Origin of the sequence: Colwellia sp. M166 (genome assembly GCF_024585285.1) — a bacterium.
Taxonomy (GTDB): Bacteria; Pseudomonadota; Gammaproteobacteria; order Enterobacterales; family Alteromonadaceae; genus Cognaticolwellia.
On record NZ_CP040755.1, the window covers coordinates 1,593,898 to 1,606,266 of the forward strand.

11 protein-coding genes are annotated in these 12,369 nt (G+C 39.5%); 10 read left to right on the forward strand and 1 reads right to left on the reverse strand.

Annotated elements, in window-relative coordinates; genetic code table 11:
- Nucleotides 1-26 precede the first annotated feature (26 nt).
- Nucleotides 27-512 (reverse strand): zinc ribbon-containing protein, encoded by a 486-nt coding sequence (locus FGD67_RS07225; protein WP_257174369.1) that lies wholly within the window; start codon nucleotides 510-512, stop codon nucleotides 27-29.
- A gap of 291 nt (nucleotides 513-803) precedes the next feature.
- Here FGD67_RS07225 and leuS point away from each other — a divergent pair, with 291 nt between their 5' ends.
- The 10 genes from leuS (at nucleotide 804) to FGD67_RS07275 (ending at nucleotide 12,233) form a co-directional block, all read left to right on the forward strand.
- Entirely contained in the window at nucleotides 804-3,395 is a 2,592-nt protein-coding gene (leuS, locus tag FGD67_RS07230; protein WP_257174370.1) for a leucine--tRNA ligase, read from the forward strand.
- Between the two features lie 108 nt (nucleotides 3,396-3,503).
- Nucleotides 3,504-4,010: an LPS assembly lipoprotein LptE gene (lptE, locus tag FGD67_RS07235; RefSeq protein ID WP_257174371.1), complete on the forward strand. Its 507-nt coding sequence runs from the start codon at nucleotides 3,504-3,506 to the stop codon at nucleotides 4,008-4,010.
- Nucleotides 4,011-4,020: 10 nt separating this feature from the next.
- Nucleotides 4,021-5,064: a DNA polymerase III subunit delta gene (gene holA / locus FGD67_RS07240; protein WP_257174372.1), complete on the forward strand. Its 1,044-nt coding sequence runs from the start codon at nucleotides 4,021-4,023 to the stop codon at nucleotides 5,062-5,064.
- Entirely contained in the window at nucleotides 5,051-5,710 is a 660-nt protein-coding gene (gene nadD, locus FGD67_RS07245; RefSeq protein ID WP_257174373.1) for a nicotinate-nucleotide adenylyltransferase, read from the forward strand. Before holA ends, nadD begins: the two co-directional genes overlap by 14 nt.
- Before the next feature lie 189 nt (nucleotides 5,711-5,899).
- Nucleotides 5,900-6,217, forward strand: a complete 318-nt coding sequence (gene rsfS, locus FGD67_RS07250) for a ribosome silencing factor (protein ID WP_257175084.1) — start codon at nucleotides 5,900-5,902, stop codon at nucleotides 6,215-6,217.
- An 11-nt stretch (nucleotides 6,218-6,228) separates the two neighbouring features.
- A complete protein-coding gene (gene rlmH, locus FGD67_RS07255; protein ID WP_077285809.1) occupies nucleotides 6,229-6,699 on the forward strand; it encodes a 23S rRNA (pseudouridine(1915)-N(3))-methyltransferase RlmH in 471 nt (156 codons plus the stop codon).
- Between the two features lie 3 nt (nucleotides 6,700-6,702).
- Nucleotides 6,703-8,682, forward strand: a complete 1,980-nt coding sequence (gene mrdA / locus FGD67_RS07260) for a penicillin-binding protein 2 (protein ID WP_257174374.1) — start codon at nucleotides 6,703-6,705, stop codon at nucleotides 8,680-8,682.
- Nucleotides 8,682-9,797 carry a rod shape-determining protein RodA gene (rodA, locus tag FGD67_RS07265; protein ID WP_257174375.1) on the forward strand — a complete coding sequence of 372 codons (1,116 nt, stop codon included), beginning with the start codon at nucleotides 8,682-8,684 and terminating at the stop codon, nucleotides 9,795-9,797. Before mrdA ends, rodA begins: the two co-directional genes overlap by 1 nt.
- A 56-nt stretch (nucleotides 9,798-9,853) precedes the next feature.
- Nucleotides 9,854-10,822 (forward strand): septal ring lytic transglycosylase RlpA family protein, encoded by a 969-nt coding sequence (locus FGD67_RS07270; RefSeq protein WP_257174376.1) that lies wholly within the window; start codon nucleotides 9,854-9,856, stop codon nucleotides 10,820-10,822.
- A 223-nt stretch (nucleotides 10,823-11,045) separates the two neighbouring features.
- Nucleotides 11,046-12,233 carry a serine hydrolase gene (locus FGD67_RS07275; protein WP_257174377.1) on the forward strand — a complete coding sequence of 396 codons (1,188 nt, stop codon included), beginning with the start codon at nucleotides 11,046-11,048 and terminating at the stop codon, nucleotides 12,231-12,233.
- Nucleotides 12,234-12,369: the final 136 nt, after the last annotated feature.

Sequence of the window (12,369 nt, forward strand, 5' to 3'; positions counted from 1 at the left end):
CAAAAACAATATAACAAAAATTTATTTTAAGGAGTTAAACTCAAACGTTGGAAGTCTTTGCCTCCACAAGAAATACATTCAGTGACAACATTAGCGTGATTATAGGTCACACAGTGTTGACACGTTTGGCATTGTAATTGACCAAAGCCAACATAGTCACCAACATGGTAGCCATCTTGATGTTGAAAATCATCCATCAATTCAGTCCACTCAACTTGTGATTTATCGGTGATTTGCGCTAAATTTGCCCAGAGGCTCTCATTTAGTACATCCAAGTAAACAGAATGCTTAACGTCGGCTTGATACTGCTGATAAAAATCACTCAAGTCATATTTGAGGTTAGCAATAAACTGCTTCACTTGTTGCTCGGGAATTTGTTCTGCAGCATGTAAAATTGCTTTGGCTTGTTCGACAACTTCGATGATTGAGCGCACTTCATTATCTTTGGTATTTTCTAACCAATCTTGCAACTTTTGATAAACCCCTTGCACGTCAGATTGTTCTTTTTTCATAATATCTCCTTAATTAATACCACTAGTTTTAGCATAATTGATCGCGTAATAAAAACCACTATTTAAGGTCTGTTGCCAGAACATTTATTGACGTAAACGAGGATAATAGCGTTCGCAAGAAAAATATTCGGCATAAACTTGCTTTAACTTGTCGCAGTGGCAAGAGATAAGGTATCCTATCGGGATTATTTTATCGCTTCGACTTACGTCTTTAAATAACAACTTTTATCAGTAAAAATTCGTTGTTTAAGTCAGTTTAAGCTCCTATTTTAGCGTGTTTGAGAAATCTTAATGGAATCCATCTACAATCCCCAATCAATTGAAGCCGATGTTCAGAAATTTTGGACTGATAACAATACCTTCAAAGCTGAAGAGCAACCTGGAAAAGAAAAGTTTTATTGCTTGGCGATGTTTCCATACCCAAGTGGCCGTCTCCATATGGGCCACGTACGCAATTACAGCTTAGGTGATGTGATCTCTCGTTACCAACGCATGCAGGGCAAAAACGTTATGCAACCTATGGGTTGGGACGCTTTCGGCCTGCCAGCAGAAAATGCCGCGATAAAAAACAATTCAGCGCCAGCTAAATGGACTTATGAAAATATTGACTACATGCGTACTCAATTAAAATCACTCGGATTTGGTTACGACTGGAGTCGTGAATTAGCAACCTGTAAAAAAGATTATTACCGTTGGGAACAATGGTTCTTTACTCAGCTTTATGAAAAAGGCTTAGTGTATAAGAAAAACGCCACCGTAAATTGGGATCCGGTTGACCAAACAGTCTTAGCTAATGAACAAGTTATTGATGGTAGAGGTTGGCGTTCAGGCGCACTGGTTGAGCGTAAAGAAATTCCACAGTGGTTTATTAAAATTACTGATTATGCCGAAGAATTAATTAACGATTTAGACGAATTAGCCGGTTGGCCTGAGCAAGTTAAAACTATGCAACGTAACTGGATTGGTCGCTCTGAAGGCGTCGAGATGACTTTCCAAGTTGCCAATTCTGCTGAAAGTTTTGATATTTATACTACTCGCCCAGATACCTTAATGGGTGTGACTTATGTTGCCCTTGCTGCACAACATCCGTTAGCTTTAGCTGCTGCTGAAAACAACCCCGCATTGGCCGCCTTTATCCAAGCATGTAAAACCAATAAATCTACCGAAGCTGATATGGCAACGATGGAAAAAGAAGGGGTTGATACCGGTTTAAAAGCACTACACCCAATCAGCGGTGAATTGGTGCCTGTATGGGCAGCCAACTTTGTTTTAATGGATTACGGCTCAGGCGCTGTCATGTCAGTACCTGGTCATGACCAACGAGATTGGGAATTCGCCACTAAATACGGTTTAGAAATTAAACAAGTAATTGCAGGCAGTGACAATGACGATATAACAGTTGCCGCCATTATTGAAAAGAATACGTTAGTCAATTCAGGTGAATTCGATGGCTTAAATTTTGACGATGCTTTTAAAGCGATTTCAGATAAATTAGTCAGCGAAAGTAAAGGTAAAATAACGGTAAATTATCGTTTACGCGATTGGGGTGTTTCGCGCCAACGTTATTGGGGTACGCCTATTCCAATGATGCATTTAGCCAATGGTGAATCGGTACCCGTGCCTGCAGATCAACTACCGGTTGAATTACCTGAAGATGTGGTGATGGATGGTGTAACTTCACCGATCAAAGATAACCCAGAATGGGCAAAAACCACTTACAATGGCGAGGAAGCATTTCGTGAAACCGATACTTTCGATACTTTCATGGAATCATCGTGGTATTACGCACGTTACTGTTCGCCAAACGATGATACACAAATGCTTGATCCTGAGAAGGCCAATTATTGGTTGCCGGTTGATCAGTATATTGGTGGTATCGAGCATGCTATTTTACATTTACTATACGCACGCTTTTTCCATAAATTATTACGTGACGTTGGCTTAGTCGAGTCTAATGAACCGTTTAAAAGCTTGCTATGTCAAGGCATGGTATTGGCTGATACCTATTATCGTGAAGCCGATAATGGCGGACAAGATTGGATTGCGCCGACCGATGTCGATGTTGAACGCGACGAAAAAGGCCAGGTCACTAAAGCTACCTGTAAGCTAGATGGCCTACCAGTAATCTCTGCTGGTATGAGCAAAATGTCAAAATCGAAAAACAACGGTATTGATCCACAAGAAGTTATTGAGCTTTATGGCGCCGATACTGTACGTTTATTTATCATGTTCACCTCACCACCAGAGCAAACGTTAGAGTGGTCTGATTCGGGTGTTGAAGGCGCACATAGATTCTTAAAACGTGTCTGGAAACTAGTTTATGATTTCACTCAGGTAGCTGAAATATCAAAAGATGCGCCAAGCATTGCTGGCTTAACACTTAATTCAACGCAAAAAACACTACGTCGTGAATTGCATAAAACCATTGCGAAAGTCAGTGATGACATTGGTCGTCGCAATACTTTCAATACCGCTATTGCTGCAATTATGGAGTTAATGAACCATTTAACTAAAGCAAGTATCGACAGTAATGAAGACCGTGTAGTAATGCATGAAGCTATTCGTGCACTGGTGTTAATGCTGACGCCTATCGTGCCACATTTGAGTCACCATTTATGGAGCTTAATTGGCGATGGTAAACCAGTTGAAAACACGGCTTGGCCTATTGTTGATGACAGCGCGCTAGTTGAAGATGAAAAACTTATCATTGTGCAAGTTAATGGTAAATTACGCGCTAAAATTACCGTGTCTGCCGATGCAACAAAAGAAGCGGTTGAAGCAATGGGTTTTGCTGATGAAAGTGTCAGTAAATTTACTGACGGAAAAACCATACGTAAAGTGATTTATGTACCTGGTAAGTTGCTAAATATTGTTGCCAACTAATAATGACCTTAGCTGCTTAGCTCTTTATTAGGGCTTAGCAGCTTAACCCGTGCAAAACGCATTAATGATGCACTGATTGAATTTCTACCTATAAAAAGTGAACACGTTATGAAGCCATTAATAATTCGCCAAATCAGTAAAATATTATCTTTTAGCATCATATTAATGATGTTAAACGGTTGTGGTTTTCAGCTACGCGGCAATTATTTATTAGCACCTGAATTGCAAACCATGGAGTTTAGCTCAGTTGACCAATATGGTGAGCTCACTCGCTTAGTCAGACAACACTTAACCGTTAATGATGTTAAGTTAGTACAACAAAGTGATAAGTCCATACCACAAATGCGGATCTTGCAAGATAACCTAGATCGAAGAACTTTATCTGTTTTTCCTAATGGTCAAGTCGCAGAATATGAGCTTATTTATACCGTACGTTACCAAATTTTAATTCCTGGCCAAGATGTGAAAAACTTTAGCTTTGAACTTAATCGTGATTATCAAGATGATCCTGATATTGCCTTAGCAAAAAGCCGTGAACTGTCGCTAATGTTACGTGAAATGCGTCAAGAAGCGGCTAATAAAATCCTCCGTGACATGGCTAGTATTCAGCTGTAAGTCAATTCGAATGCGCATTTATCATAATCAACTCGACAATACACTCAAGCAAGGCTTTAAACCGATATGGTTAGTGTTTGGCGATGAAGCTTGGCAAAAAAATAACGCCTTAGAAAAAATTAAAAGTACCGCTAAAAAACAAGGTTTCGACGAAGTTATCCGTTTTAGTATTGACGACAAGTTTGATTGGCATACGCTTTTTCAAGAATACCAATCAATGAGCTTGTTCTCCTCATTACGCATTATTGAAATAGAGTTTATCAATGGCAAAATTGGTGATAATGGCGCAAAAGCCATAACACAATTACTGACCTTGTTGCATCAAGATATACAGCTGATATTTCATGGTCCTAAACTTGACGCTGCAACACAAAAGCGCAAGTGGTTCAAATCATTAGAAGCTGCTGGCTGTTTTCTACCTTTATATGATGTTGAAGGCAAGCAATTAAAGCAGTGGCTAAATAGTCAAGCACGGCAACTGCAGCTCAATTTACATAGCGATGCGATTGATTTAATGGCCGTGCTATTTGAAGGCAACCTGCCAGCATTAGCACAAGAGCTGCAAAAGTTAGCAATATTGTTTGGCCAACAAACGATTAGTTTTGAAGAAGCAGAACAACTTGTCATTAAGCAGGCTAAATTCAACCCTTTTCAACTGATTGATACCTTACTAATCGGCGACTTAAAAAAGTGCTTAGCTATTTTAGATCAAATGCAACATGATGGCAGCGCATTAGGGCAGTTAGTTTGGTTTATTCATAAAGAGCTCAGTCAGCTTTATGCCATGCTCGCGCAACTAGAACAAGGGGCGAGCATCGACAATATTTTTAAACAATATCGTATCTGGGACAAGAAAAAACCCGTATATCAGTATGCTTTGAATAACATTACGTTAAGCAATGTTGAACAAGCTTTAGCAAGGTTAGCGCAAGTTGATCTACTGAGTAAAACCAGTAGCGATTTTAATGCTTTTATCTTACTCAGTGACGTACTGATCAGTTTATTTCATAACAAAATAAGTGAAAACTTTAGTTTAGATTATGAGTACAACTAAGCGCATAGCACCAAAGATTATCGCTCTACTCGGCGGTACCTTCGACCCTATCCACCTTGGTCATATTTTACCGGCTCAAGAAACTGCCTGCTGGTTAGGCGCAGAACAATTATATTTAATTCCGGCTCATATCCCTCCCCATAAAACGGGTACCCATGCCAATGCAAAACAACGTGCTGAGATGGTCGCTTTGGTGTGTGATAGTAATAAAAGTGTGCTGCTCGATAGCCGCGAGCTTGATCGAGATAGCCCGTCATACACAGTCGATAGTTTACGTGAAATAACAAAAGCGCAACCAAAGGCAGCTTTATATTTTATGATGGGTATGGACTCGCTACTCACCTTTACAAAATGGCGACATTGGCAAGAAATCCTCACCTTATGCAATCTAGTGGTCAATATTCGCCCTGGCTATTCACACACGGATCTAGAAGCGGCACTTGCGCCAGAATTAACAAAGCGTTTGCTTTATAACCTGAGACAATTACAGCGCGAAAAAGTCGGGCAAATCTTATTACATGAAAGCACACCGCTAGATATATCTTCGACAAATATTAGAGCCCGTATTAAAAGCTCGGCGAGTTATAGCAAATATTTACCTAAGCCAGTTTACGATTATATCGAGCAAAATAAGCTTTATCGATAATCCTATTATTTATGCTTTTCTATTTGATAACTATATACTAAAAGTGCCATTTTCTTTGATTTAGCGATAGAGCGAGCAAAATAAACCGCTTGTTGTGCAAAAAACATGCGATTGATGGCATTAGACTGTTAACGGACAAACAAAATAATGCTATTATCGCCGATTATTGTTAATTATAGAGATCCCACTTTGCAAAGTTCAGACCTAATTACTTTTGTTACCGAAAAAATCGAAGATATGAAAGGCCGCGATATCGTCACACTAGAGATATCTAAAAAGTCGAGTTTCGCTGACTACATGTTAGTTTGCTCTGGTAACTCAAAACGTCACGTTATTTCAATTGCCCAATCACTTACTATTGAATGTCGCGCTGCTGGCATTGAAGCCTTAGGTGTTGAAGGTAATGATGTCGGCGAATGGTCTTTAGTTGATTTAGGTGATGTAGTTGTCCATGTGATGACTGATGAAACTCGTGACCGTTACCAACTAGAACAACTATGGGAATAGTTTAAAGTATAATGCGCATTACCTTATACGCTGTTGGTAACAAAATGCCAGCATGGGTCAGCCAAGGATTTAGCGAATATTGCCGTAGATTCCCTCGTGATATGAGTTTCCATTTAGTGGAAATTTCACCTGGAAAGCGCGGCAAAAATGCCGATATTGCCCGTATTCTAGAAAAAGAAGGCGAACAAATGTTAGCGGCTATTCCTAAGGGTAATCGCATTGTGACCTTAGAGGTGGAAGGAAAGCCTTGGACAACCCCTGAGCTTGCCAAACAACTAGAACGTTGGCATGTTGATAGTCGTGATGTTGCACTGCTTGTTGGTGGCCCTGAAGGTTTAGCGCCTGCTTGTATTCAAGCGTCCGAACAAAAATGGTCATTATCGCCACTCACCTTACCGCATCCTATGGTACGTATTGTCGTTGCTGAAAGCCTTTATCGAGCATGGTCAATCAATAACAATCATCCTTATCATCGAGAGTAAATAATGGCGCCTAAAAAACGTGTTGCCATTCGAAACCATAGCGCAGAGGCAAACTTATTTGCCCGTCGTACCTTTATAACTTTTATTGCTGTCCTGATACTTTCCTTAGTGCTATTTAGTAATATTTATAATCTTGAAGTTAACTCATACCAAAAATACCAAACTCGCTCTAACTCTAATCGTATTAAACTGTTACCGGTTGCGCCAAACAGAGGCTTAATTTACGATCGAAATGGTGTTTTACTGGCTGATAACACCCCAGTGTATAGCTTAGAGGTGATCCCAGAACAAGTTGATGATATTAAAAAACGCTTATCAGAAGTAAGCGAATTATTAGATATTAGTCAGGAAAAACAAGACAAACTATTTAAAGAATTAAAAAGTAAGCGTCGCTTTAAACCTATTGAAATTTATTCACGTTTAAGTGAGCAGCAAGTCGCATTATTTTCCGTCAACCAGCATAAGTTCCCTGGGTTTTTTATCGACGCGCGCTTAAAACGCTATTACCCTTTTGCTGACTTAACGACACATTCCTTAGGCTATGTTGCGCGTATTAATCGTAAAGATTCACTAGCGCTAGAAAAGCAAGGCCTAGCTGAAAACTACGCGGCTACCCGTAACATTGGTAAGCTAGGCTTAGAAAAGTATTATCAAGATATCTTACATGGCACCATTGGTCACCAAGAAGTTGAAATTAATAACCAAGGCCGAGTCATTCGTACCTTAGACTTTACTCCTCCTATTCCGGGTAAAGATCTAACGCTAACGTTAGATATCGAGCTACAAATGATCGCCAAGCGCGCACTTTCAGGTAAACGTGGTGCGGTAGTCGCCATTGACCCTAGAGATGGTGGTGTGCTTGCCATGTATTCAAACCCAAGCTTTGATGGCAACCTTTTTGTCCATGGTATCAGTAGTAAAAAATATAAGAAGCTCTTAGCACCTGAAAGTAATAAACCGTTACTTAACCGTGCAGTACAAGGTTACCCACCAGCATCAACCATTAAGCCTTTATTAGCACTTACCGGGCTTGAAGCCGAATTAATCACCCCAGAAACTGAGATTTATGATCCAGGGTTTTATCAATTACCCGGCATAGAAACCAAGCGACGCGATTGGAAAAAATGGGGCCACGGCAAAGTCAATTTAACTAAGTCATTAGAGCAATCCTGTAATGTTTATTATTATGACTTAGCCTATAGACTGGGTATTACCCGGATTAGTAAGATGATGGAAAAATTTGGTTTTGGTGATTACACCGGTATAGATATTCACGAAGAAAGCCGCGCTATTATGCCCAGTATCGAATGGAAGCGAGCTCGTTACAACAAAGCTTGGTATACCGGTGAAACCTTATCCGTTGGCATAGGGCAAAGTTACTGGTCTGTGACACCATTACAATTATCACAAGCAATCTCCATTTTAGTCAATAAGGGTAGAATTAAAGTTCCACACTTTTTAAAAGCCACCAGTGAAGTAACCGTTATTGATGAGGATGCCGATCAGCAACAGCCGCTGATTACTGAATATGTAGTTGACGAAAAACGCCCTATCACCCTAAAAAATCAAGCCTATTGGGATCTTGTCTTAGACGGTTTACATAATACGGTGCAAAAATTCGGTGCTACCGGCTATTCCGCTTTTAAAGGTAGTAAGTATGATGCAGCTGGTAAAACCGGCTCTGCACAAACAGCTAACATCGCTCAAGATGAAGAGTATGATGCAAAAAAAGTACAAGAAAGCAAACGTGACAACGCCATGTTTATTGCTTTTGCACCTTACGAAAATCCAGAGATTGTTGTTGCTGTTGCCATTGAAAACGTCGCCAAAGGTGGTGGTGGCACCAATGCTGGGCCTGTGGCACGTCAGATAATGGATCAATATTTTGGTGACAGAGAGATTATCAGTACCGACAAACTAAAACATCCTCACCATGATGAAGTTTATCAGCAAAACATTACCAATATAGCAGGTGAACCTTAGTGCGTAATACCAGACATGATCAACAAAGACAGCGTTCTCTATGGCAACGTTTGCATATCGACTTACCCTTATTAAGTGGTATTTTAGCTTTGTTAATACTAGGGTTATTTGTTGTTTATAGTGCTGGTGGACAAGAAAGTGCTGTATTAATACGTCATGCGAAACGCGCTGGTGTAGCACTATTTGTCATGCTTTTAATTGCACAAATTCCGCCATTATCTTACCGAAAATGGGCGGTACCTATGTTTATTTTAGGTCTAATGTTATTAGCCGCGGTATTATTATTTGGTCACGTTGGTAAAGGCGCCCAACGTTGGCTCGACCTTGGTGTGACAAAGTTTCAACCTTCTGAGATAATGAAGCTTGTCGTGCCAATGATGATCGCATGGTACGTTAGCCAATATGACTTACCGACAAAAATATCAAAAATAATTATCGCCTTTATTTTGGTGTTAATGCCAACCTTATTGATTGCCAAACAACCTGATTTAGGTACAGCTCTACTCATTGCCAGTTCAGGAGTTTTTGTGATATTTCTTGCCGGTGCTAGTTGGAAGCTTATCGGCACTTGCCTTGGCTTAGCATCAGCATTTGCTCCCGTATTGTGGATGTTTTTGATGAAGCCCTACCAAAAACAACGGGTATTAACTTTTTTAAATCCTGAGCAAGACCCGCTTGGCTCAGGCTACCACATTATCCAATCTAAAATTGCTATCGGCTCGGGTGGTATTCACGGCAAAGGTTGGTTACAAGGCACACAATCACAACTCGAATTTCTCCCTGAACGCCATACTGATTTTATTTTCGCGGTATTTAGTGAAGAGTTCGGCTTAATTGGTGTTGGCTTACTACTGACGGTATATTTAGCCATTGTGATGCGCGGACTATGGATTGCAGTTCATGCTCAACATGCTTTTACTAAGCTTTTAGCCGGTAGTTTAACATTAACATTTTTTGTTTATATTTTTGTCAATATCGGCATGGTTTCCGGCTTATTACCTGTGGTTGGCGTACCATTACCTTTAGTCAGTTATGGTGGAACCTCTATGGTGACATTAATGGCAGGATTTGGCATTCTAATGGCAATTAGTACTCATCGACGATTCCATGTTTAGCGACCAATAGCATCAATACTCAAATCATTACCTTTAACAGAGACAACAGATATTTTATGGCGATATTAAAAGTACAGCGTATGCATGGCTTTATTTTACTTATGATACTGCTCTCTGCTTGTAGTACTAACTATGGACGTTACCAACACAAACATGATAGTACACCAAGTCGCTTACCTAGCGTCAGCGAACTACATGATGCAACACCTAGAGCTGAAACACATAGTCGTGGTGGCAATAAACACTATCAAGTGCGCGGTAAACATTACCAAGTATTAAAAAGTGCCGAGAACTTTAGCCAAACGGGTACTGCCTCATGGTATGGTCGAAAATTTCATGGTCACTTAACCTCTAATGGTGAGATATATGACATGTACGCTATGAGTGCCGCCCACAAAAATCTACCTTTACCCACCTATTTAAAAGTGGTTAATAATAACAATGGCCGTTCTGTTATTGTTCGGGTTAATGATCGCGGGCCGTTTCATCAAAACCGTATTATCGATTTATCCTATAGTGCCGCCTATAAGCTTGATATGTTAAAAACAGGTACCGCAAATGTCACCATTTCAGCCATTACTGATTTTAGCGCAAAAACATTAGCCCAGCTTAAAACTAATCATGGCTATTTAGCTGAAAGCCAAGCAAAGGTTACACCTTTAGCTCAGCCAACGACTGCAACATCTAGCACAAAATCAGCTATTATCAAGACTAAGAATAAAGCTGTAGTTAGCATTATCACAGATAAAAAAGCTCCAAAAGCTATCGCTGGAGATACAGAATCACAGTTATCAGATAACTCAAATAAAGCACAATACATTCAAATATTTGCTAGCAGCAGCAAGACTCAGGCAACTAAACTGTTAACGGCATTATCAGCACAGTATAAACAAAAAACCCAATTAGAAGAAATAAATGGAATTTTTCGTGTTCTAGTGGGTCCGATAGAGCGCAGTGATAATATAACTAAGTTGTTACTTGCAATTAAGCGCGATGGTTACCCCAATGCTTTTGTTCGAAAATAAGTAGCTATTATCTGTGTTAGACTCAATTTAGTTCAATTACATGGATATTACTGCTGGTAAATAACAGCCTTTATAAGAGAAAAATATCAATACGAAGCAAAATTCATCAACAGTAACAAATTCATCATCGAGCCTAATAGAATTCAAAATGAAAAATGTTATACTGCATAAAGTTTTATACCGTTTTTATAATTTCCACTAATCAATGCGCTGCAGGACAATTATGCCCCAAATCAAGGTTATTCAATCTCCTAAGAAATCAATAAAGCTTATTACTTTTTTAAGCTCTGTTTTATTAAGTGTTTGCTCTCTCTCTCATGCACAAACGATTATCCCATCTGCTCCAGAGGTAAATGCTAAAGGTCACATCCTCATTGATTACTCTACAGGTAAGGTTATTGCTGAAAGCAATGCAGATATCTTACTTGCACCAGCAAGCTTAACTAAAATGATGACGAGTTATATCATAGGTAAAGAGCTTGTGATCGGAAACATCAACAATGATGATGTGGTTAAAATTAGTGAGAAAGCTTGGGCAAAAAACTTTCCTGATTCATCAAAAATGTTTATCGAAGTCGGTACAGAGGTGCCTGTTAGCTTACTGAATCAAGGGATTATTGTCGCCTCAGGTAATGATGCCTGTGTCGCTATGGCTGAGCATATTGCCGGCAGTGAAGATGCTTTTGCACAATTAATGAATGCCCATGCTGAACAATTAGGCATGCACAGTAGTTTCTTTGAAAATAGTCATGGTTTAGATAGCCAAGAACACAAAACTACCGCTCGTGATATGGCAACACTGGCCATTGCCTTGATCCGTGATGTACCAGAAGAATATAAACTTTATAGCCAAAAATCTTTTACTTACAACAATATTAAACAATATAACCGCAATAGCTTATTATGGGATAAAAGTATGAATGTGGACGGTTTAAAAACTGGTCACACTTCACAAGCAGGTTATAGCCTAGTCACCTCTGCCACTAAAGGCGATATGCGTCTAGTTAGTGTCGTCATGGGTGCAGACAGTGAGCGTGCTCGTAAAGTCGAGAGCAAAAAGTTACTCAACTATGGCTTCCGTTTCTTCGAAACTTACACACCTTACAAAGCGGGCGAGAAATTTGCTAGTGACCGCGTTTGGATGGGTGACAGCAAGGAAGTTGATTTAGGTATCATGGTTGATACCCCAATTACTATCCCACGTGGTCAACGTAAAAATTTACAAGCTAATTTTGAATTAGACAAACAACTGACAGCGCCACTGCAAAAAGGTGAAGTGGTTGGTAAATTATTTTTACAGCTTGATGGTGAAGATATTGCCCAGTATCCATTAGTAACACTACAAGCCGTGCAAGAAGGCGGCATGTTCAATAAATTACTGGATTATATAAAACTGCAGTTTGCTAATTAATCTAAGCAAAAAAACATGCTATTAATAAACTCAGCCTTGGCTGAGTTTATTTTTGATTTTAGATCGATAAATAAGTAAATAAAGTTACACTTAAACATTGATTTTAGATAAATTCCCCTCATTTAATAGCTCATAT